The organism is Nonomuraea sp. NPDC049750 (assembly GCF_040659625.1).
In the GTDB taxonomy this organism is placed as follows: Bacteria; Actinomycetota; Actinomycetes; order Streptosporangiales; family Streptosporangiaceae; genus Nonomuraea.
The window spans coordinates 208,512-228,713 of sequence record NZ_JBFANB010000015.1; the positions used below are offsets into that span (position 1 = coordinate 208,512).

Below are 20,202 nucleotides of genomic sequence, written 5' to 3' on the forward strand. Positions count from 1 at the left end.
ACGTCACCCCCGCAACATCGCGACGGTTGCGGGCCCGTGCGACCAGGCCGGTCATCGTGCGCACTCGCAATCGGTGTCGCACCCGGCGTGATCGCCGTGGTGATCGCAGGCGCAGGGGCCATCGTGCCGCGCTGGCTTGGTTCCGCCGGCCTCGCGCCAGGCGTCGAGGTCGGCGTCGTCATAGCCGGAGCCAGCGACGGCACCGAGAAGGGCGGTTGCGGCGGCCAGGGCGGCGGTGAAGTGCGCCTGGGCGATGGCTGCCGTCGCGTGGGCCATGGCGCTCGCCTCACGCCGCTCCTCCAGCGACAGGCTGGTGTCGACGGCCGCTTCGAGCGGGATCTCGACGGCAGCAGCCAGCAGCCGCTCGCCCTCGCGGTAGTGCTCAACGGCGCTTGCCACTCTTGCCCCCCTTCGCCTTGTTGCCGGTCGGGCGGATGCTCGGGACGCCGGTCTTCTTCTCCTGGACCTCGCGGGCGATGTCCTCGGCCATCAGGGCGGCCAGCTCGATCGGGTCGGGCTCGCGGCTCATCACTTCGCCGCCTTCCTGGCCAGCGACGGGTGGCCGGTGACGAGCTGAACGGCAGCGGCGTGCGGGCAGTCGGCGGGCGAGCCGCACGTGCAGGACCACACCCCATCGGCCAGCCGCACGACGTACGTCGAGCTGTGGCCCACCACGTGAGCGCGCACCTTGTACGCCCGCGTGGGATCCACCTGGTCGTAGTGCGCGAGCAGGACAGTGACGTTGCCGCCCCGGAGGTATCCGCAGGCTCGCGCGCGGACGTCGACCGGCATCAGGCCCCCTCCCCCGGCTTCACCGCGGCCGGCCAGCCGTCGGGGCCCTCGGCGGGAGGCGGGTCGCTGGCGGCTGGCTCGTCAACGAGCTCGGCGTCGGCGATGTCCTCTGCGGGCAGGGGGAGTGGCGGAGCCTGCGTGGCCTCGTACGTCGGCTTGCTGCGAATGACATCGGCCTCGGCGGCGGCCCGGAGCTGCTCGCGACGGAACTCGCTGGAGGTGGGCACCCATTTCTCCAGCTCGTGGATGCCGGTCTTGAGCCACATCGACGGCTCCCAGTTCTTCCACGGGGAGTCGGCGGAGTCGGCACCTCGGGCGACGGCCTTGTGTTTCATGATCTCGTCGCGGCCCATCTCGACGATGCGGGAGACCGCGCCGCCGGGGAACTCGCCGTAGGCGTAGACGCCGACCATCTCGCCGCGGTCCTTCTCGGACAGGAAGCGGGCGTGCCGCTTCTGTCCGGGCGGGTCGGTGCACCACCAGCCGGGCCGATGATCGGGCACCTTCATGGTCTTGGCGTCGAACTCGTAGTAGTCGTTGATGCGGACTACCTCGGCCTTGACGGAGGAGACGGCGCCAGCGCGGTACATGCGCTCGATCTCGCCCTGGTACTGCTCGATGCCCACGATGGTCATGCGGCCCTTGTCCTTGAACGGCACGAGGGCGTAGGCATCAGTGCCTGGCTCGTGTCCGAGGCGGGCGCACTCCAAGAGCGCGGCGAGGAACGCTCCAGGGTTGGCGGCGGCGTGCTCGGCGAGCTTGGGGTTGCGCCGCAGGAGGCCCTGGGAGAGCCGCACGAACGTCTCCGGCTTGATGTGCGACGGCAGCACCGTGGCGAAGTCACTCTGGTACTGGGCGATGAGCGCGCCGGGCCCGTTGTCGCGCTGGGCAACGGCCTGGGTAACTGTCTGGCGAGTCACTTCCGGCTCCCGGGGTTGAGCTTGTCGGTGGTGGACTTGCGCGCGCACGCTGCGTAGACCTCGGGGTAGAGGGCCCGGAGGGTCTCCACGTGCACGCGCGTCTGGTCGAAGACGGAGCGGCTGGCAACTTTCTTGCCGTCCGGATCGTTGGCCGTCTTCGCCCGCCCGAGGTGGGCGCGGACGCGGTTCTCGATGAGGTCCTCGCGAGCCTCCATCCGCTTCTTCATCGCCTTGATCTGCCGGTAGGAGCGGGCCAGCGGGGCGGGCAGCTCCACTTCGGCGTCGGGGTCGACGTCGGGGTGGATGGCCTTGAGCGCTGCCGTGGTGGCGACGTGGCCGTCGATCGGCGGCGGGTCTCCGAGCGAGACGCGTTCCCGGAACGCCTCCGCCTCCGCCCGCATGAAGGCGAGGTCGGTCTCGTCCCGCATGATCCGGTAGTGGCGGACCTTCTTGGTGTGCAGGAATAGACACGACAGGTCCACGTACGGCAGGTCGAACACGTCGGCCTGCCACAGGGTCTGCGCTCGGTAGTAGGCGGGGATGTCGTCGGTGCCGTCGTCACCCCAGCCGTCGTAGGTGGCGCTGGTCTTGCCCTCCCAGAGGAAGGCCGGCGGCTCCGGCCGGTTGAGCGTGACGCAGGTCGGGCAGTCGGGACAGCACGGCCCGCAGTCGTCCGGGTCGCAGCACGCCGCCATAGCTCCGTACGTGACCGGCGGCCCGAACCGGTGGAGTTCGCAGCAGCCGATCTCCGCCGTGACGACGTCGCTGACCGGGTAGGCGAGCCGGTCAGGCGTGATCATCTGCCACGGCCGGTCGGTGCTCGCGTACAGCCCGGCCAGCGTCAGCGTCACGTCGGGGTGGTCGCGCTGGTACCGGTCGGCGATCCATGACTCCAGGTGGCGGCCGAGGCTCATGGCGTCGTTGTCGGGCTGCTCGCCGAGCTGGCCGCGCTTCCTCCAGTGGAGGCTGAACGGCGACTCGAACGGCGAGATGCCGAGCACGGCGGCGATCTCCGAGGCGGTGATCCCAGGAAGACGCGCCGCGAGCCACGCCTCCCTGGGAGCGTCGGGGCCGAGGATCAGGTGGGCACTCATCGGCCGCACCCCATCGCGCACCCGGGCTCGCACGGTTCGCCGTCGGCCATGCGCTTCATCGCGGGGTCGTCGGGCCAGGCCAGGCCGAAGCCCGAACCGAACGTCTTGACCTTGGGCGCGCCGTACTGCTCGTACTTGCCGGAGTCCATGGCGGCCACCACATCGTCACGGCAGAGCAGCCACGCGAACTCGGTGAGCTTGTCCACGCTCCGGCTGGCAGAGATGCCACGGTGGTCGCGGATCTTCCCGAGCGCGAAGTCGTAGTACGCCGTCGCCTGGGCCAGCATGCTCGGGTGGTCGAGGGCCGGTCGCCACTGATCAGAGGTCACCTCCGGCCTGAGGAACTCGCGGGCATGCTCGAAGTCGAGCGCGTCGATGAGGACCTCGCGCCGGAAGCCGAACCAATCCTCAGCTTCCACGGCGCGGATGCGGGCGAGGATCTCGTCCCGGGCTCGGATCGCGGTCATGACTGACCGCCCTTCTGTGCGGCCTTCCACTCGATGCTGACCTTGACCGTCGGCACCACCGGCGTGAACGTGGCCTTCGTCGCGTACTCGTACGGGCGGGTGTCCTGCGACTCCGTCAGCCCCTTGCGATAGGTGTCCGCAAAGTGCTGGCCCGCGTCGTTGCGGATGACGAGCCAGTGGAGGGGCTCCCACCGCTGCTTCTCGATGTGCTCGTTGGCGACGACGGTCCAGCCGTCCTCGGTGTAGCCCGGGTCCCCGCTGGCCAGATCTCGGGCCAGCTCCGCTGCCAGTTCGACGGGCTCGGACGCGACCGGGCAGGCGCCAGGCTCGCGAGCTTCGATGCGGGCGATCAGCTCGGCCGCCTCTTCGGCGCGCATCGTGAGGAGTCCGCAGAAGGCGCGGTGCTCGGCGTCGGGCCCGGCGAAGACGCTGACGTACTCGTGCGCGGGCGTGGTCCGCTGGATCGAGGCGCGGATGCTGGTCATCGGCGTCCGCCCTTCGCGAGAGCGGAGCGCAACCTGAGCGCCCGGCGGCCGACGCGCTTGGCCAGGATCAGCCCCCGCTCGCGGAACGTCTGCCGCATGCGGGCCTCGACGCGGGCGCCGCCGTGGCGGAGCGGCTCCATGTGCCGGTCGGGGTCGCTCTCCCTTCGCGGGTCCCACGCGTCCCAGTCGCTGACGGCGGGAATCGTGGCCGTCTCGGGCTCCGGGTCGATCGGCGGATTGACCGCCTTCATCGGCTCGGTGAGCGCCTCGGTGGCAGCGCGGTGGCGGCCGCTCATCGCGCCGCTCCGTTCATCAGCTGGACGGTCACCGGCTGCAGAGTGCGCCGGACCGCCAGCACGAACACCGTCGCGATGGCCACGATGGCGAACGCGGTGACCAGCAAGTCGAGCGGCAGCCACAGGTTCACCAGGCGCGGCCGGTAGATCGCGGTCGCCGCGATCGCCAGCCAGTGGGTGACGCAGTACGGGCAGCCGATGAGCTGGCCGATCCACTCCCACGCGCGGCCCTCGCGGCGGGCCACCCACACGCGGACCGGGGCGCTGATCTTCGCGAGGCTGACCGTGCACGCCACCGCCGCGATGGCGAGGGCGAGCACGATCGCCGTCATCAGGTTCGTCAGCACCAGCAGCTGCCGAGGTTCAGGTGGGCGTACTGGGCCTTGAGGACGCGGCGCTCACGGAAGTACTCGTCCTCCCCGATCTCGTCGTGGAGCCACCGGCCGAACAGCTCCCGGCCCTCGCGGCGCGCCTTCTCCTCCTCGGACGCCTTCGGGAGGGCGTCGTCCATGTCGGCGAGCACGTCGTCAATGGCGTCGACGCAGCAGGCTGCGTCCTCGGACACCTCCGCGCTCATGTCGTTGACCTCGGCGGGAACGTCCTGCCCGGTGCTGTCGGCGGTCCTGGTGCGGGTCTTGTTCTTCAGCATCTGGATCACTTCTCGTCCTTGGGGGCGGTCCGGCGGCGGGTCTCCGGTCGGGTAGCGACCTTCTCGACGGCGGCGTCCAGCGCGGGGTCGTCGCCGCCGAACGGTTCGTCGGGGGTGGGCTCCGGGGCCGCAGTGGGGTTCTGCAGCGGCCCCGGAGTGTCGGTGAGGCGCGCTTCCTCGGCCGCGTGGAGGCGGTCGCGGATCTCCCGCAGGTCGCTGGCCCAGAAGCCGGCCTGCGCGCCGATGGCTTCGGCCACCTCGATGGCGGCGGAGACGCGGGTCAGGTCGCTGGTGGGGATCTGGACCCTCAGCGGGCCGAAGTCGAAGCTCGACCAGCCGTCATCGGTGAGGGTGTGGCGCACCTGGTCAGGGGTGACCTGGGTGTAGAGGAAGACGTTCAGTGGGGTGGATGCCATCAGCAGGTCTCCTGCGTGGTGTGGGGGTCGCGCTCGGCGAGGACGGTCTCGATCGCCTTCTTGATCTCCGGGCCGCACGCGGCGGTGGCCCAGTCGAGGAGGACGCCCTCGGCGTAGCGCTGAAGAAGTTCGAGGCTGGGCTGTCGGCGGAGAGCGCGCACGATGTGCTCACGCATGACATCGGTGTCGCTCACGACGAGCCTCCCCGCCGGTCTCGGCGCTCCTTGACGCCCACGACCCGCCAGAGGAGGGCGTACAGCGCGCAAAAGATCGCGCCGCCAGCCAGAGATCCCCATGGCCCGCCCGTCATAGCGCGCACCACGGCGAACACGGCAAAGAACAGGCACAGACCGAGGGAGATCGCCGCCAGGGTCCGGGCGCTCATGAGCCCTCCAGCGTGTTGAGCAGTGCCACCAGGTCGGGCGAGTCCCAGCCCGCGTAACGCCCCTCGTGTTCGGCACGGTGGATGGCCGACGCCAGGTCGTTGTCGCGGCCGGCCAGCGGACGCCACACCCCCGCGCGCCGGAACGCCAGGTAGGCGCGCGGCCGGTGGTCGTACGGGGTGGCCGAGACGACCACGTCGAGGTCGCCGCCGGGCCGGTGTGCGATGTGCTCGATCTGGTACGCCTCGTACTCGCCCTCCACGATGGAGTGGCTCGTGAGCGGCGTGGGGATGGGCTTGAGGCTCTCGATGAGCCGCGCCCGCACAGCATCGGCCGGGTACCGGCGGTGCCCGTGGGAGCCCCGTACGGCGCCCAGGCGGCCCGCGACGGCCAGTCGGTGTACGGCCCGCTTGCCGATGCCGAGGATGACGGCGGCCTGCGCGCGAGTGAGCAGCACCTGCCGTGGAGCGTTCCGGGCGGCGTGCGGCATGCTGGCCTCGGGCCGCTCGTAGTGCTCGGCGCGGGCCGACGCGGTGACGTGCCAGCCGTCGCGCTCACGCACGGTCTCCACGGCCAGGCCTTGCCGGAGCCTGGCCGTCACCTTGCTACGGAGCCTGGCCGTCGTTTCGTCGAGGGTGGCGTTCATGCCGCCGCCTCCTCGCACAGGTCGCTGACGATCGTGTACAGGCGGGGCAGGGTGTTGGTCGCGTCGAACAGGCGGCGGGCCTGGAGCTCGTCGAGGCCGATCAGCCGCACAGCCCGCGTGCGGACGCTGACCCCGTGCAGGGGCGGCCCGTCCCAGCCGTCGGGCGCTCCGTAGACCAACACGTCCTGACGGCGGTCGTCGGGCACTGGCTTGAGCAGCCGCGCCAGCGTGTGATCCGGGTCCGGGATCGCCCACCGGCCGCCCGCCAGGATGGCGGCGTGCCCGGCGAAGCAGCAGCGCCAGAAGCCCTGATGCCAGTCGGTGCGGTTGCGGTCGATGAAGGTGAGCGTTTCGAGCAGCAGGTCGGCGTTGATCATCACGCCACCTCGCACAGGTCGTGGATGATCACGCGCAGTTCGTCGAGGTCGTTGGTCGGGGCGAACAGGCGCTTGCCCTGACGGTCGGTGATGCCGAGCAGGCGGCACGCCCGCTCCCACACCCACACGCCCTCGACGACTACGCCGTCCGGCAGGCGAAGCGCCCGCTCCTGGCACACCTCGCGCTCATCGGCCGTAGCGACGACGGCGAGATGGGCCTCTTCCGTGCGGTCGTCGCAGACCCACCGGCCGCCCTGGGAAGTGACGACGTGCGCGGCGAGGCAGCGCCGCCAGTCGCCCTGATCCCACTGCTCAGGATGGGCGGCGACGTGGTGGAACGCAGACTTGAGCAGCGTGAGGTTGGGCATCATCCGCTCCAATGCATGAAGCACGAGCCGTCGGCCTTGATGAGCGAGAGCGCCTCATCGCAGAACTCGGCGACGATCTCGGCGGACTGGATGTAGGAGTCGAGCGCCTCTGACCGGTAGACGATGACCGCCGACAGACGTCCGAGGATGTCTCGCCCGAGCGTCACAGCGAGGACCTCCAGGCCCTTCTTGAAGCCCAGTACGGTGCCCTTGCCGTTGCTGTAGCCCTCACCCCAGGTGTCGTCGCGCTCGCCGTTCTTCGCCTTCTCGGAGCGGTACCAGTCGAGTACCTGCTCTTCGGTCGGCGGCTGGCTCCACAGGTGATCCTGCGGGCCGACCATCCCGCTTTCCGTCATCGTGCGCAGCGGATCACAGCCACCCAGCTCGGCGGCGACCTGGAGGGCACGGGCTTTGGCCTGCTCAAGCGCCGCGAGACTTCCCTCCGTCAACTCGAAGCTGTACTCGTCGCTGCCACCCCTGACTGGCTCGAAGATCCACGACAGGTCGTGTTCCTTGCCCACCATGTCGGGCACCGCGCGATTGAAGCCGCTGCCGTTGTAGGAGCTGCGCAGGTATCGCCGACCAAACAGGTGGTCCGGATACTTCTCGCTGGCGACCTTCTCGTAGGTGGCGTATGGCGGAAGGGCCTCGAGGGCAGCCTTACGCTCTGACTCGGACGCCCAGTCCTCTCTCTCGTAGAAAGCCTCCGACGCCTTGTCGTGAACGTTGTTGGCCTGCTCCTGGTCGCGCGTGTAGAGGTAGATGTCGAGCCCCATCACACCGCCTCCGCACTGGCCAGCAGGCCCATCACGTCGGGGCTGATCGGGTCGATGTAGTCCACGCCGAGCCGGTCGGCCACCGCGCGGGCCCGCGCGCGCAGCTCGTGCGGCGCGATGCCGCGCTCGGTGCCGTGGATGTACGGCGTGTGGTTGGGCCGGTGCTCGACGATCTCCATCGGCGGCCGGCCGGACGGCATCGCCTCGTCGAGCGTGAGCTCGTCGGCGGGCACGAGCCGGATCGTCACGTAGGGGACTTCGCTGATCAGGTCGGCCACGAAGTCGGCGGTGATGCTCTGGCAGCCCATGGCTACGCGTCCGCGTCAGCGGGGCGGGGGGCCGTGCCGTTGAGCAGGGCGCGGACCTCGGTCTCCCGGTAACGCCGGTGACCGCCGAGCGTCCTGATCGACGCCAGCTTCCCGGCCTTCGCCCACCGGGTGACGGTCTTGGGGTCGACCCTGAACATGTTCGCGACCTCGGCGGGGGTGAGCAGGGCCTCGTGCTGAAGGTTGGTGGCCATCGGGGTGTCCTTCCGATCGTGCAGAGATAGGGTTGAGGGCGCCGGGCTTGTCCTTCCGGCACCGCCCGGGGCTGTCCAACCAGCCCCGGGCATTGATCGTTCTGAGGTGCTACGGCCGGATCGTGAAGTCGTTCCAGGCCACGCGGTCGAGGCGCGAGCCGGAGCACTCCAAGGTCACGGAATCTGCGCTGTTGCCGTACTGGTGGCTGGACCGGTTCCAGTAGAGGTTGACCGGGGTGTTCCACCAGTTCGCCGGGTCGACCGACGGGCTCTTGCCTGTGCGGACGTACACGTACTCGCCGGAGGCCAGGGTGCGCGCGGCCGGGAACCGGTAGGTGTGGCCGGTCAGGTCCTCCAGCGTGCAGCCCGCCAGCGAGACGGACGCGGCGCTCTTGTTCTGGACCTTGACCGCCTCCTTGTAGGCGTTCGAGGCCGTGTCCACGCCCTTGACGTTGTAGTCCACGCCGACGATCTGCAGGCCAGCACCCTGCTCGTCGGCCGAGGCGGCGGTGACACTGAACGACAGGCCGAGAACGGCCGCCACGGCGGCGCAGGTGAGGATGAGCTTCTTCATCGTGATCTTTCTGTGAGGTTGCGGCGGGTGACCCCGCCGGTTATGCCGCCTCTTGGGTCAGGCGGACGTAGGGGGCGAGCAGCGCAGCAAGGCGCGTGCGCTGCTCGTCGGTCAGGGGCGGATCGGATGCGCCGTCCTCCCAGCCCGCCACGAAGGCGTCCTCGGGGGTGCGACAGATGCGCGAGGTCGCCATCAGAGGTCCTCGCCGCAGTTCCTGCACTTGCGGCGGCTTGGCTCATTCGCTGTGCCGCATTCGGAGCAGGTCTTCATCGGCTGGGCCGGCGGCTGAGGGTTGGGGACGGGGGGCGGCGTCACGTCGACTTCACCTCGTGCGCTGCGTCCGGCATGAGGTCGGTGGTCCTACAGCCGAGTGCTTCGGCGATCCGCTCCAGCACACCGGGCGAGGCGTTGTTCCGGCCGCGCTCGATCTTCGACATGGCGCTCTTGGTGATGCCGACGCGGCGAGCGAGTTCTTGGGACTCGAGCCCGGCCGCGACGCGCCGACGCCGGATGCGCTTCGGGTCGTGATCGAGAGGGCGTTGGTGCATGCATGAAAACTACGCTCAACCGAAGAGTTCCGCAATGCTGTTTCATGCTTTTTTCTTCGGTAAGCCCCATGTTGCTCTCATGCCATGTTCTGACCAGCTCAGTTGACTAGAGTTTCCTGTAGTTTCCCCGCGAGAACAGGGCACAACATGAGCTCCGCAGAGCAGGCACCACCAGAAGGCGCCCTCATCCGGCTCGCTCGCAAAGCCCGAGGTCTGAGCGTCAAGAAGGCCGTCGAACTGGTCCGTGAGCGCGCACCCGACATCCGCCTCGGCGAGAGCCGGTGGTACCACATCGAGGGCGGAACCGAAGGAAAAGACAAGGTCGTCATCGCCCCCGAGGACACACTCGCCCACATGGCGTACGTAGTTGGGCTCACCTCGGACCGCCTAGAACAGGTCGGCCGAGCCGATGCCGCCGAGGTCCTCCAGGAGATCTTTCGGCAGGAGCGCGCGAAGACGGCGCCAGCCCAGGAGCCGGCTGATCCACAGCTACGGCGCCTTCTGGAGTTGTGGCCGCAGGCACGCGAGACTCAGCGCCGCGCCATCGTCGGCGTGCTGAAGGAAATGATCAGCGAATCGCCCGAATCCATCGGTAAACCAGATCAAGGGCAGGAACGTCGCACCGGGTGACGACACATCACAGATCTGTCACAACCGCTGTAGATGGTTGAAAGTTACCCCCGTTGAGCGTGCTATGGATGCCGACGCCTGGGACGCGAACACCTCAACGGGGAGGCCGCTTCACCATGCACCATCAGCACCACCAGCCCACGGGGGAAGGGCTGGCCAACGCCGACCAGCTTCTCGACCGCCTCCAAACCCGGATGCGCCACATCAACACCATGGCCCGCTGGGCAGAACAGTGGGCCGTCGAGGTCGCCGGGCTCCGTGAAGAAATGGCCGGCATGAGCGCCGAGCTCACACTCGCACAAGATGAGTTGACCTTCTGGAGGCGCAGCAAGGCCCGGGAACTCCTCATCGACCCGGACGAGTTGCCGCCCAGTCACTACCTGAAGGCGTTACGCGCCCCGCAGTCCGAGCCTCACCGGCCTGTCGCCGTTGAAATCGATGGCGACCAGTGGCTCATCGGGCTGCGGCGGGACCGTTCCACAGTGGTCGACCCCATCGTTGAGATGCGGGATTGGCAGCGGTCCGTCGACATCGCCCGCGAAGTGGCTGAGGAGGACATGTGATCTCCCGGTTGCCTCGCGTCATTTACCGGCCTTTGCCTGACGGCCAGGACTGGATCATCCGCATAACCGGCAAGTCGCCGGTCCTCGTCATCAACGAGGCCCTGGACGCCGACGGCCGCCGCCAAGCGCGGCGCGCCGCCTACGCCGCCCTTCGTGGTGGCTACCCGGCATGGGTGCCACTACCTGTTCTCGCGGCCTTCGGCTGGCTCGCCGACAAGGCCCGCAGCCCGCTCGGGTCGGCCGTTACCGCAAGCGCGCTGACCGCTGTGGCCGTCTACGCCGTCACCGCCCCCCACGGCATCGGCCCGCCACCGACCGCCGGGCCGGTCATCGTCACGATCCAGCCGACACCGCGCCCCACCCCCAAGGCAGCCAGCCCTCACCCGTCCCCCCGGCGGGCGAACCACACCCGGCCGCCGGCCACACCAAGCGGCGGACACTCCAGTCCGGCCCGGTCGACCTCCAGTCCGCCGCGGCGCAGCGACGGACCCGCTACACCGCGGGCGTCACGGACCACCTCTCCGCCTGCCACCGTGGAGGCGGTCCAGGAAGCCGCCGTCGAACTCACGCCTGCGCCCTCTCGGGCGACCGCCGACCAGGCAGATGCACCAGCGGATCTCCCGTCGACCGATGCAACCCTGGAGCAGGCGGCCTCGGCCTGCGGCGGCCTCGGCCTACAGGTCGACGTCGACCGACTGCTCAACGTCGACGCCTGCCTGCTCGGCTGATTAGACAGGCTCCAGCCGCACAGAGGCCGGATCAAAGCCTGGTCCGCGCCACGTTGCCGGAAGGATCACCACGCGGAAGAGGGCACGCACGGTGTCCGACCGCACCTCAATCGGCGTGCCCTCCCACTGCTCCTGGGTGATCCCCGCCATCCGCGCCAGAAGGTGCTGGCGGCTCGTCTCGGCGTGCCGCGTTCGCAGGGACGAGATGCGCTGCGACAGCTGTGTCAGCTGGTCGGCCATCACCACTGGATCGAGGTCCGGATGGTCGACCAGCTTGGCAAAGGACGCCTTCAGCTCCTGGCGGCGACGCTCCAGCGTCGCGATCTGCGGCGCGATGCTCGGGTCAGGGGCAAGCACCTGATCCATCAGGTCCGGATCCTGCAGCCGGCGCAACACCCGACCCTCGACATATCGGTCCAGGTGCGCCTGGTTGCGGGCCACCCGGTCCTCACACAGGGGGTTCTTGCAGTAGTACAGGCGGGCGTTCTTCTGGTTGCGGCCGCCGGAGGGCTTCGTCGTCACTGGGGTTGTGCACGAGTAGCACGTCGCCACCCCGGCCAGCAGCCATCGGCGCTCCCGTCCCGGATAGGGGAACTCCTCTGCCTGCTTGCGCAGGATCAGCTTGACGTCCTCCCACTCCTCCCCGGAGATGATCGGATCCCACGCCGCTTTGTGCAGCTGGCCGCCGTTCGCCACCAGCCCTGCGATACGGGGCGAGTACAGGAGCTGGTGGAAGTTACGAGACGTCCACGGATTACCCTCCGTCGTGGTGGACACCGTGTTCAGCCACCGGATCACGCTGCCCTGAGACCGCCCAGCGCGTAGCTGGGCGACGGCCTCTTGGATTACCTCCACCTCGGGCTCTCGTCGGGTGGTCCGGTCGGGTTCGAACCCGAAGGGCCGCTTGCCGCCGCCGCCTGGCAGCCCCTTCTCCGCGCGCGCCTTCCAGCCACGCTTGACCCGGCGCGAGGTGTCGGCACTGGCTCTGCACGCTTGTGCCGCCTCGACTCGGAGGATGAACCGGTCATCTTCATTGCTCAGGTTACGAACGCCGGACGGGGAAGCCAGATGTAGCTGATACTCGTCAGAGAGTTTCAGGAGCAACTCAAGATCCCACGGCTGCCTGATCAACCTGTCGCCATGGTAGACGAGGATCGCATCAACCTCCCGCCGCTCGATCGCCTCCAGCATCATGTCCCATGCAGGCCGCTTGCGATTGCGCTGCCAGGCGCTGCGGGAGTTGTCCTTGTAGACGTGCTGCTCGGAGATCGGCCAGGCCAGGCGGTCAGCGAGCTGACGGCAGTCAGCCTCCTGGCGTTCGACTTTCTCCAGCGATCCGTCGGGGGCGTAGGAGAGGCGGCAGTAAATCGCCACGTTCTGAGGCATGCCCAAAGTGTAGGTACTGTCTTGACTTTACGCTCCACTACCTCTGCGCCCCTGACCTCCCCGACCACGACTCGGTCGGGACGCATGCGCAGAGCCTGGCGTACCAGGTCTCTCAGGCCGACACCGCCGGCGCCTTCGAGGTTTGGCGGACGGGACTCCAGGCGTACGACGTGCGGGTGGAGCGGGCGGAGCTCGGCCGAGTCTTCCACGAGCAGCAGGCGTTCGCCTGGGTCGGCCAGGGACAGCAGGGCGGACAGCAGCGTTGTCTTGCCTGTGCCGGTGCCACCTGTGACCAGGAACGCCAGCCTGGCCGTCACGATGGCCGTCAGCAGCGGCACCGCCGACTGCGGGATCGTGCCCGCCGCCACGAGGTCGGGCAGCGTGAATGTACGTCTCGGAGGCAGGCGCAGCGACACGCAGGTGCCGCCTGAGGCGATCGGTGGGAGCACGGCGTGCAGGCGTACGCCTCCGGCCAGCCTGGCGTCCACGTACGGCGAGGCGTCGTCCAGGCGTCTGCCCGCGGCGGCGGCCAGGCGTTGGGCCAGCCTGCGGACGGCGCCGTCGTCGGCGAACGTCACTGGGGTTCTGCGCAAACCGTGGCCGTCGTCGACCCATACCTCGCGAGAGCCGTTGACCAGGACGTCGGTGACGTCGGGCTCCGCAAGGAGGGGCTCCAGAGGGCCGGCTCCTATGAGGTCCGCGCAGAGGGATCGGGCAACGGCGAGGATCTCCGCGTCCCCGTATACGGATTTCTCGGCTCGTAGGGCTACCGCCACCTGGGCGGCGCTGGGCTCGACGCCGGTCCGTGCCAGCCGTACGCGGACGGCCTCGATCAGCTCGGGTGACACGCCTCCTGCATTCATGTGCTCACCTCTGTTGTCCGCTCCAGCAGTTGCGGCAGCCCCAGCGCGAGTACAGAGATTGTTGATGCGGGCACAGGCACGAACGCGGATAGGGGCCCGAGTACGGAACCGGACGCCCCCGTCGGCAACGGCGCCAGCGCGGGGGTGGGGATGGGCGTCGGCATCGGCGTCGGCGTCGGCGCGGGGGTCGGCGTGGGCACGGATGCGGACGCCACCGCGCTCCTCATTGCGGACAACTGAGGACCGTGCGCAGCGGACGTGTCAGGGCGCAGGGAGTGCTGGAGGTTCGTCTGGCTGGTCACGATGGGAGTAGGTCGCGTAGGAGGGAGGTGCAGAGGGCGCCGAGGACGGTGCGGGGGCCCAGTTTGGGGAGTTCGCCGCGATTGAGGGTGGTGGGGAGGCGGGGCTGGTCGGGTAGGTGGCCGGCAGAGGGGATGCCGAGGGAACTGGCCACCACGGCGCCGTCGAGGATTCCGGGACGGATGACCGCGCGAATGTCCGAGGTGTGCTGGTTTACCGCTGTGAGGACCTGAGCGGCGGCCAGCACGCCGCGTACGTCGGCCATGGCCACGAGCAGCGTGCCGCTCGCCCTGGTCAGTGCCTCGACTGCGGCGGGGTCGAGGTGACGTGGGAGGTCGACGACCACCACGTCGAAGCCGCGACGTCCGGCTTCCAGCACAGAGCGCATGGCCTGGGCGGGGATCGCCCGGACCTCGCCGCGGTGGAAGGACAGGACCGTCAGGTCGCCGAACGCGGGCAGCGCGGCCCGGAGGGCCGCCGAGCCGACCCGGCCTTCGCGGGCCACCAGGTCTCCCCAGCGCGCGCCGGTGGCCTCCTCCTGCCCCAGCAGCGCGTCGATGCCACCGCCCAGCGGGTCGGCGTCGATCAGCAGCGTGCGCAGGCGGTCGCCGGAGGCGCGCAAGGCCAGGCAGGCCGCCAGGACGCTCGCCCCCACCCCGCCCCGGCCGCCGATGACGCAGAGCACGACGCCGGAGCGGGGATCGGGCTCCATGGCGTCGGCGAACTCCTCCACCAGCCGCCGCTCACCTCCCGGCAGGTCGACGACGGCCTGGGCGCCCACGGCCACGCATCGGCGCCAGCTTTCAGGATCTTCAGGTTCGCGGGTGACCAGCAGCACGCCGTCTCGGGCGGGTGGTGAGGTGGCGGCCACCGCGTCGGCCAGGTCGCCGCCTATCACCACCAGGGGCGCGAGGTTCCAGAAAGGGCGCGCGTGGGCGGGAGCGTGGGCCACGTCGAGTTGGGCTCCGGCAGCGGCGGCCACGCGGACGAGGTCGTCGAGCAGGTCGCGGTCTTCGGTGATGACCAGTGGGCGGTGCATGAGGGGCCTCCTGATCTGCGGATCGGGAGGTACACCATGCGTCGCGGGGGTGGGGCGGCGGGCCGCCGAACGTGGTTCTGTGGATGACGGGGTTGGAGGTGGGATCCCTGTGGATAACGCAAGCCTCTATGGGACGACGGGCTTGGGGTCGGGATCCCTGTGGATTACGCGAGCCCTGCGAGAGGACGGGAGTCCTCGCGAGACGGCGCGCGACCCCAATGGCGCGCGGATCCAGGTGCGGAAGGACCCACCCGGAACCGGACCCGGGCAGAAATGGGGCGACCCCCGCCGGGGGGGAGAGCGGGGGTCGCCTGATCGGTCCGGCTCCGGGGGGGTAGAGCCGGTCCCGTTTCAGAAGAAAGCTTTCATCACTTGACCGGAGCCTGGCAAGAGACTGGCAAACCAAACCCGTGCACAGTCGCCCCAGTTTCCGGAGATACCCCCGTATGCTGCCCGATCGACTCGAGTTTCGTCGAGGAGCAATCTCGCATTTTCGCCAAGTTTTTTTCGCGCCCCCATAACGATCACATAAAGCAGATCACTCTGCGTGATCGTCACAGGTTGATAACCGTAACAAAACCCACGACCCCCCGAAATCTTCACCCCCGGAGGGCCCCGCACGGGTAAAGGTCTTGGTGCAAGGGGTTCCCATCAGGGCGGATCCGTCGTACAAAGGGGACACGGACCACTTGTCCGGGTGCGTCAACCAGGCACCCACGCGCGACCAGCCGCGGGAGGCGCGTCGTGACGGGCTTGTCCCGCTCCGACGAATAGAGGTGCACGCTTGGTAACCCGGTGTGACGTATCGGCAGACGGCGTCTCATGACTGAGACGCCGTCAGCTATGTCAGGACCCTTGCGGCGCCCCAAGATCGGCCCCTTCGCGGCACCGCGCAGGTCAGCGCCTCGCCGACCTGCCCCTCTTCCAGCTCAACCCCTCTGCAGCGCCTCGCAGATCGCGGTCGTCTCGCGTACGCCGAGGGTGACCGCGGCGGCACAATGTCGTACCCACTCCGCCACCCCCTCGGGTGACCCCGTCAGGTACGACCGCAGGCCATCGGCATAAGGCAGCTCCAGATGCCCCACCTCGACGGCCACCAGCGACTTCGGGTCGAGCCCGTACTCCACCAGCGTGAGCCGTTCGGCCGAGCGCGCGACCACGCCGTCGGCCGTACCGAAAGGCCGCAGCACGGCCAGCTCCGCGTGAACGACGGCGGCCAGCACGAGCGCGGGCGCCTTCGTGGGCGCTTCGAGCAGCCCGAACAGGCTCTCCAGACGCGCCGCCAGCTCCTGGTCCTGGGTGCGCGGGCGGCCGAGTGAGTCCGTGAGGCCGGCCGCTGCGAGCGTGTGCAGGCGGGCGAGCACCTGGCGGGGGGCCTTGCGCCAAGTGGCGCCCAACCGGCCCAGCTCCGCCGACGCGCGCAGGGCGCCCTGGACGACGGGGTCCTCGATCGAGCCCCGGCGCAGCTCGTCCAGAGGTACGTCGACGCCCTCGATGGCCGCCGACGCCCGCGCCCCGCGCAGGGACGACTCGGCCGAGACCGCCGGGCTCGCGCGGCGCAGGACACGATGGCGATAGAGCCCGTCGACGGCCTGCCTGGCCTCCTCCACGGCCTCGGGAACGCCGGGAAGTGCCGCGATGACAGCCAGTGGATCACTCACGGCATTCCACCCTAGCGGGGGACCCAATAAACCCACCCATTGGCCCGTTCCATATTGGTGTGGTGCCAAAATGACAACAGTTCAATAGCAGTTGTTAGTCCCGTTGATAACCGGATCACCCGTGCGGCGCCACATGTACAGACCTGTCTAGACCTCTTGTGTGCGGAGCACGTGAGCTGGTGGAGTGGGACTCGACCTGTCCGATCTGGCCCTTGAAGGAGCACGAGGTGGCCCCGGAAACCCCTGGCAACGAGCCCCAGGCGTTGTCGAACCTGCTGCAGGAGAACCGCCGGTTCGCACCGCCGACCGACCTGGCGGCTGCGGCGAACGTGACCTCCGCCGCGTACGCCGAGGCGTCGGCCGACCGGCTCGCGTTCTGGGAGAGTGCGGCCGACCGGCTGACCTGGGCCAAGCGGTGGGAGACCACGCTTGAGTGGAACGCGCCGTTCGCCAAATGGTTCGTCGGCGGTGAGCTGAACGTCGCCTACAACTGCGTGGACCGCCACGTCGAAGAGGGTCGCGGCGACAAGGTCGCCTACCACTGGGAGGGTGAGCCCGAGGGCGACACCCGGACCCTGACCTACAACGACCTGAAGTCCGAGGTCAGCAAGGCCGCCAACGCCCTGCTGGAGCTCGGCGTACGCAAGGGCGACCGGGTCGCCGTCTACATGCCGATGATCCCCGAGCTGCCGATCGCGATGCTGGCCTGCGCCAGGATCGGCGCGGTGCACTCGGTGGTGTTCGGCGGGTTCTCGGCGACCGCGCTGAAGAGCCGCATCGACGACGCCGACGCCAAGGTGGTCATCACGGCCGACGGCGGCTACCGCCGCGGCGCCCCCTCGGCGCTCAAGCCGACCGTGGACGAGGCCGTCGCCGAGTGCCCGCAGGTCGAGCACGTCTTGGTCGTACGGCGTACCGGTCAGGACGTGGCGACCAACGACAAGGACGTGTGGTGGCACGACCTGGTCGAGCGGCAGAGCGACCAGCACACCGCCGAACCGCACGACGCCGAGGACCCCCTGTACATCCTGTACACCAGCGGCACCACCGGCCGGCCCAAGGGCATCCTGCACACCTCGGGCGGATACCTGACCCAGACGGCCTGGACGCACCACGCGGTCTTCGACCTCAAGCCGGAGACCGACATCTACTGGTGCACCGCCGACATCGGCTGGGTGACAGGGCACTCCTACATCGTGTACGGCCCGCTCGCCAACGGCGCGACCAGCGTCATCTACGAGGGCACTCCGGACACCCCGCACCGGGGCCGGTTCTGGGAGATCGTGCAGAAGTACAAGATCACGATCCTCTACACCGCCCCCACGGCGATCCGGACGTTCATGAAGTGGGGCGACGACATCCCCGCCAAGTACGACATGTCCAGCCTGCGCATCCTCGGCTCGGTCGGCGAGCCCATCAACCCCGAGGCGTACGTCTGGTACCGCGAGCACATCGGCGACAACCGCTGCCCGGTCGTCGACACCTGGTGGCAGACCGAGACCGGCGCCATCATGATCAGCCCGCTGCCGGGCGTCACCAGCGGCAAGCCGGGCGCCGCGATGCGCCCGCTGCCGGGCATCAACGCCGACGTGGTCGACGACCAGGGCAACAGCGTGCCCGACGGGGGTGGCGGCTTCCTCGTGGTACGCGAGCCGTGGCCGGCCATGCTGCGGACGATCTGGGGCGACGACCAGCGCTACATCGACACGTACTGGAGCCGGTTCGAGGGGATGTACTTCCCCGGCGACGGCGCCAAGAAGGACTCCGACGGTGACCTGTGGCTGCTCGGCCGCGTCGACGACGTCATGCTCGTCTCAGGCCACAACATCTCCACGACAGAGGTGGAGAGCGCGCTGGTGAGCCACCCGAAGGTCGCCGAGGCGGCCGTCGTGGGCGCGACCGACCCGGTGACCGGGCAGGCCATCGTGTCGTTCGTGATCCTGCGCGGGGCCGCGGAGGAGGGCGCGGACATCGCCTCTGAGCTGCGCAACCACGTGGCCAAGGCGCTCGGGCCCATCGCCAAGCCGCGCCAGATCCTGGTGGTGCCGGAGCTGCCCAAGACCCGCTCGGGGAAGATCATGCGACGGCTGCTCCGGGACGTCGCGGAGAACCGCAGTGTGGGCGATGTCACGACGCTGGCCGACAGCACGGTGATGGACCTCATCTCGGAGAAGCTCCCGTCGGCGAAGAGCGAAGACTGACGGGGGAACGAAGGGCGAAAGCGAAACCCGCTCCTCTGCGGGACGGCGACCTGAGGCCACCCGCCGTAGGTGGCGGGCGGCCTCAGGGGGAATGGTGGCCGACCTGGCGCCACCCGCCGTACGTGGCGGGTGGTCTCCAGGGGAACGGCCGCTGAGCCCGCACGGGGTCGGCCGCCGTGACGTGCGCGTTCTTGGCCGGTTACCGGGCTGGCTTGGCCGGTTACCGGGTTAGGGTGGATATCGGTGTGCCGGGAAGTCGGGTCGGCGTCACGGGGAAGCGATCCTCGCGACAGCCTCCAGAGGAGACCCCGTGCGTCCAACCGCCGAAATGTGGCCTTTCCAACCGACCGTTCGCTACGCCCGTACCGTTGCCGAGGCGTTGCGTGCCGAGACGATCGGCGGCATCGTCATGCTGGCGGCCACGGTCGCCGCCCTGATCTGGGCGAACGTCGCTCATGAGGGCTACACCGCGCTCCAGCACACCGCGCTCGGCCCGATGGAGCTCTACGAGTGGGCGCAGCACGGCCTCCTGACGATCTTCTTCTTCGTGGCAGGGCTGGAGGTCAAGGAGGAGTTCGTCCACGGGGAGCTGGCCAATCTGCGCAAGGCCGCGCTGCCCATCTTCGCCGCCCTCTGTGGCATGGTCGTGCCCGCGCTCGTGTACCTCGCGGTGAGCTGGGGAGCGCCGGGCGCGGCTCGTGGCTGGGCGATTCCGACCGCTACCGACATCGCCTTCGCGCTCGCCGTGCTGGCCGTCACCGCGAGCTCGATGCCTCCGGCGCTGCGGGCGTTCCTGCTGACCAGCGCGGTCGTCGACGACCTCGGTGCCATCACCATCATCGCCGCCTTCTACACCGCCCATCTGAACCTCCTCATGCTGCTGGCCGGCGCCGCCCTGATCGCCCTCTACTGGGTCCTGCAGCGCTCGGGCGCCGGGCGGCTGTGGATGTACCTGCCGCTGGCCGTAGGCGCCTGGTACGCGGTGGAGGCCAGCGGCGTACACGCGACCGTCGCGGGAGTGGCGCTCGGCCTGCTCACCCGTGTCACGACGCGAGAGCACGAGACCCGCTCCCCGGCGGAGGCCGCCGACCACTATCTCCGCCCCATCTCCGCGGGCCTCGCGGTGCCGGTCTTCGCGTTCCTGTCGGCGGGGGTGAAGCTCGACGGCTCCAGCATCGGCGGTATCTTCTCCGATCGGGTAGTTCTGGGAGTGATAGCCGGGCTCGTGATCGGGAAGTTTGTGGGTGTGTTCGGCGGTGCCTGGCTGTCTGTACGGCTTGGCCTGGCGAAACTGTCCAAAGAGCTCCACTGGCGGGACATGGCGGCGGTGTCGCTGCTGGCCGGGATCGGGTTCACGGTGTCGCTGCTGATCGGCGATCTGGCGTTCGGCGCCGACCGGGAGCGGGTCGACGCTGTGACGACCGGGATCCTGTTCGCCAGCCTCACCGCGTCCGTCCTGGCGGCGCTACTGCTTCACGTACGGATGCGCAAGCGGCGCATCGCGCTGGATGATGTTTGAC

At 69.2% G+C, this 20,202-nt stretch carries 31 protein-coding genes and 1 pseudogene; 5 read left to right on the plus strand and 27 right to left on the minus strand.

What is annotated here, in order from left to right; genetic code table 11:
• Positions 1 to 51: 51 nt before the first annotated feature.
• The 22 genes from AB0J16_RS34020 to AB0J16_RS34125 all read right to left on the minus strand — a co-directional run bounded on the left by AB0J16_RS34020 (position 52) and on the right by AB0J16_RS34125 (position 9,311).
• Positions 52 to 399 (minus strand): hypothetical protein, encoded by a 348-nt coding sequence (locus tag AB0J16_RS34020; protein ID WP_358547036.1) that lies wholly within the window; start codon positions 397 to 399, stop codon positions 52 to 54.
• Positions 383 to 529, minus strand: coding sequence for a hypothetical protein (locus AB0J16_RS34025; RefSeq protein WP_358547038.1), 147 nt, complete (start codon positions 527 to 529; stop codon positions 383 to 385). Before AB0J16_RS34025 ends, AB0J16_RS34020 begins: the two co-directional genes overlap by 17 nt.
• Positions 529 to 792 carry a hypothetical protein gene (locus AB0J16_RS34030; RefSeq protein WP_358547041.1) on the minus strand — a complete coding sequence of 88 codons (264 nt, stop codon included), beginning with the start codon at positions 790 to 792 and terminating at the stop codon, positions 529 to 531. The genes AB0J16_RS34025 and AB0J16_RS34030 overlap by 1 nt, the downstream gene beginning before the upstream one ends.
• Entirely contained in the window at positions 792 to 1,712 is a 921-nt protein-coding gene (locus AB0J16_RS34035; protein ID WP_358547043.1) for a recombinase RecT, read from the minus strand. The genes AB0J16_RS34030 and AB0J16_RS34035 overlap by 1 nt, the downstream gene beginning before the upstream one ends.
• A complete protein-coding gene (locus AB0J16_RS34040; protein WP_358547045.1) occupies positions 1,709 to 2,806 on the minus strand; it encodes a YqaJ viral recombinase family protein in 1,098 nt (365 codons plus the stop codon). The genes AB0J16_RS34035 and AB0J16_RS34040 overlap by 4 nt, the downstream gene beginning before the upstream one ends.
• Entirely contained in the window at positions 2,803 to 3,273 is a 471-nt protein-coding gene (locus AB0J16_RS34045; RefSeq protein WP_358547047.1) for a hypothetical protein, read from the minus strand. Before AB0J16_RS34045 ends, AB0J16_RS34040 begins: the two co-directional genes overlap by 4 nt.
• Positions 3,270 to 3,758, minus strand: a complete 489-nt coding sequence (locus tag AB0J16_RS34050) for a hypothetical protein (protein ID WP_358547050.1) — start codon at positions 3,756 to 3,758, stop codon at positions 3,270 to 3,272. The genes AB0J16_RS34045 and AB0J16_RS34050 overlap by 4 nt, the downstream gene beginning before the upstream one ends.
• The gene (locus AB0J16_RS34055) at positions 3,755 to 4,054 is read right to left on the minus strand and encodes a hypothetical protein (RefSeq protein WP_358547053.1); all 300 of its coding nucleotides are present in this window, start codon (positions 4,052 to 4,054) and stop codon (positions 3,755 to 3,757) included. Before AB0J16_RS34055 ends, AB0J16_RS34050 begins: the two co-directional genes overlap by 4 nt.
• Positions 4,051 to 4,401, minus strand: coding sequence for a DUF1360 domain-containing protein (locus tag AB0J16_RS34060; RefSeq protein ID WP_358547055.1), 351 nt, complete (start codon positions 4,399 to 4,401; stop codon positions 4,051 to 4,053). The genes AB0J16_RS34055 and AB0J16_RS34060 overlap by 4 nt, the downstream gene beginning before the upstream one ends.
• Positions 4,395 to 4,712 (minus strand): hypothetical protein, encoded by a 318-nt coding sequence (locus AB0J16_RS34065; protein WP_358547057.1) that lies wholly within the window; start codon positions 4,710 to 4,712, stop codon positions 4,395 to 4,397. Before AB0J16_RS34065 ends, AB0J16_RS34060 begins: the two co-directional genes overlap by 7 nt.
• On the minus strand, positions 4,709 to 5,119 hold the full coding sequence (locus AB0J16_RS34070) for a hypothetical protein (RefSeq protein WP_358547059.1): 411 nt from the start codon (positions 5,117 to 5,119) through the stop codon (positions 4,709 to 4,711). The genes AB0J16_RS34065 and AB0J16_RS34070 overlap by 4 nt, the downstream gene beginning before the upstream one ends.
• Positions 5,119 to 5,313: a hypothetical protein gene (locus tag AB0J16_RS34075; protein ID WP_358547061.1), complete on the minus strand. Its 195-nt coding sequence runs from the start codon at positions 5,311 to 5,313 to the stop codon at positions 5,119 to 5,121. The genes AB0J16_RS34070 and AB0J16_RS34075 overlap by 1 nt, the downstream gene beginning before the upstream one ends.
• Positions 5,310 to 5,504, minus strand: coding sequence for a hypothetical protein (locus tag AB0J16_RS34080; protein WP_358547063.1), 195 nt, complete (start codon positions 5,502 to 5,504; stop codon positions 5,310 to 5,312). Before AB0J16_RS34080 ends, AB0J16_RS34075 begins: the two co-directional genes overlap by 4 nt.
• Positions 5,501 to 6,148, minus strand: coding sequence for a helix-turn-helix domain-containing protein (locus AB0J16_RS34085; RefSeq protein WP_358547065.1), 648 nt, complete (start codon positions 6,146 to 6,148; stop codon positions 5,501 to 5,503). The genes AB0J16_RS34080 and AB0J16_RS34085 overlap by 4 nt, the downstream gene beginning before the upstream one ends.
• A complete protein-coding gene (locus AB0J16_RS34090) occupies positions 6,145 to 6,525 on the minus strand; it encodes a hypothetical protein (protein WP_358547067.1) in 381 nt (126 codons plus the stop codon). The genes AB0J16_RS34085 and AB0J16_RS34090 overlap by 4 nt, the downstream gene beginning before the upstream one ends.
• Entirely contained in the window at positions 6,525 to 6,896 is a 372-nt protein-coding gene (locus AB0J16_RS34095) for a hypothetical protein (protein WP_358547069.1), read from the minus strand. The genes AB0J16_RS34090 and AB0J16_RS34095 overlap by 1 nt, the downstream gene beginning before the upstream one ends.
• Positions 6,893 to 7,669: a hypothetical protein gene (locus AB0J16_RS34100; protein ID WP_358547072.1), complete on the minus strand. Its 777-nt coding sequence runs from the start codon at positions 7,667 to 7,669 to the stop codon at positions 6,893 to 6,895. The genes AB0J16_RS34095 and AB0J16_RS34100 overlap by 4 nt, the downstream gene beginning before the upstream one ends.
• A complete protein-coding gene (locus tag AB0J16_RS34105; RefSeq protein ID WP_358547075.1) occupies positions 7,669 to 7,977 on the minus strand; it encodes a hypothetical protein in 309 nt (102 codons plus the stop codon). Before AB0J16_RS34105 ends, AB0J16_RS34100 begins: the two co-directional genes overlap by 1 nt.
• 2 nt (positions 7,978 to 7,979) lie before the next feature.
• Positions 7,980 to 8,189, minus strand: coding sequence for a BldC family transcriptional regulator (locus AB0J16_RS34110; protein ID WP_358547077.1), 210 nt, complete (start codon positions 8,187 to 8,189; stop codon positions 7,980 to 7,982).
• A gap of 109 nt (positions 8,190 to 8,298) precedes the next feature.
• Entirely contained in the window at positions 8,299 to 8,763 is a 465-nt protein-coding gene (locus AB0J16_RS34115; protein WP_358547080.1) for a lamin tail domain-containing protein, read from the minus strand.
• 40 nt (positions 8,764 to 8,803) lie between these two features.
• A complete protein-coding gene (locus AB0J16_RS34120) occupies positions 8,804 to 8,956 on the minus strand; it encodes a hypothetical protein (RefSeq protein ID WP_358547083.1) in 153 nt (50 codons plus the stop codon).
• A 118-nt stretch (positions 8,957 to 9,074) separates the two neighbouring features.
• Positions 9,075 to 9,311 (minus strand): helix-turn-helix transcriptional regulator, encoded by a 237-nt coding sequence (locus AB0J16_RS34125; RefSeq protein WP_358547086.1) that lies wholly within the window; start codon positions 9,309 to 9,311, stop codon positions 9,075 to 9,077.
• A gap of 147 nt (positions 9,312 to 9,458) precedes the next feature.
• On the opposite strand from AB0J16_RS34125, the gene AB0J16_RS34130 reads away from it, so the two are divergent.
• From AB0J16_RS34130 to AB0J16_RS34140, 3 genes are all read left to right on the plus strand, one after another.
• Positions 9,459 to 9,941: a hypothetical protein gene (locus tag AB0J16_RS34130; RefSeq protein ID WP_358547089.1), complete on the plus strand. Its 483-nt coding sequence runs from the start codon at positions 9,459 to 9,461 to the stop codon at positions 9,939 to 9,941.
• A gap of 116 nt (positions 9,942 to 10,057) precedes the next feature.
• Complete coding sequence (locus tag AB0J16_RS34135; RefSeq protein WP_358547092.1) at positions 10,058 to 10,504, plus strand: hypothetical protein; 447 nt, start codon at positions 10,058 to 10,060, stop codon at positions 10,502 to 10,504.
• Positions 10,501 to 11,232: a hypothetical protein gene (locus tag AB0J16_RS34140; RefSeq protein ID WP_358547095.1), complete on the plus strand. Its 732-nt coding sequence runs from the start codon at positions 10,501 to 10,503 to the stop codon at positions 11,230 to 11,232. Before AB0J16_RS34135 ends, AB0J16_RS34140 begins: the two co-directional genes overlap by 4 nt.
• On the opposite strand, the gene AB0J16_RS34145 is transcribed toward AB0J16_RS34140, so the two are convergent.
• From AB0J16_RS34145 to AB0J16_RS34165, 5 genes and pseudogenes are all read right to left on the minus strand, one after another.
• Positions 11,233 to 12,618, minus strand: a complete 1,386-nt coding sequence (locus AB0J16_RS34145; RefSeq protein ID WP_358547099.1) for a recombinase family protein — start codon at positions 12,616 to 12,618, stop codon at positions 11,233 to 11,235.
• 32 nt (positions 12,619 to 12,650) lie between these two features.
• A pseudogene (locus AB0J16_RS34150) lies at positions 12,651 to 13,481 on the minus strand (TadA family conjugal transfer-associated ATPase); the annotation flags it as partial.
• The gene (locus AB0J16_RS34155; protein ID WP_358547102.1) at positions 13,478 to 13,696 is read right to left on the minus strand and encodes a hypothetical protein; all 219 of its coding nucleotides are present in this window, start codon (positions 13,694 to 13,696) and stop codon (positions 13,478 to 13,480) included. The pseudogene AB0J16_RS34150 and the gene AB0J16_RS34155, both read right to left, overlap by 4 nt.
• Positions 13,697 to 13,779: 83 nt before the next feature.
• Positions 13,780 to 14,820, minus strand: coding sequence for a septum site-determining protein Ssd (ssd, locus tag AB0J16_RS34160; RefSeq protein ID WP_358547105.1), 1,041 nt, complete (start codon positions 14,818 to 14,820; stop codon positions 13,780 to 13,782).
• A gap of 929 nt (positions 14,821 to 15,749) precedes the next feature.
• Positions 15,750 to 16,481 carry an oxidoreductase gene (locus tag AB0J16_RS34165; protein WP_358547108.1) on the minus strand — a complete coding sequence of 244 codons (732 nt, stop codon included), beginning with the start codon at positions 16,479 to 16,481 and terminating at the stop codon, positions 15,750 to 15,752.
• A gap of 227 nt (positions 16,482 to 16,708) precedes the next feature.
• On the opposite strand from AB0J16_RS34165, the gene acs reads away from it, so the two are divergent.
• Positions 16,709 to 18,682, plus strand: a complete 1,974-nt coding sequence (gene acs, locus AB0J16_RS34170) for an acetate--CoA ligase (RefSeq protein ID WP_358547111.1) — start codon at positions 16,709 to 16,711, stop codon at positions 18,680 to 18,682.
• Between the two features lie 310 nt (positions 18,683 to 18,992).
• On the plus strand, positions 18,993 to 20,201 hold the full coding sequence (gene nhaA / locus AB0J16_RS34175; RefSeq protein WP_358547115.1) for a Na+/H+ antiporter NhaA: 1,209 nt from the start codon (positions 18,993 to 18,995) through the stop codon (positions 20,199 to 20,201).
• Position 20,202 lies beyond the last annotated feature (1 nt).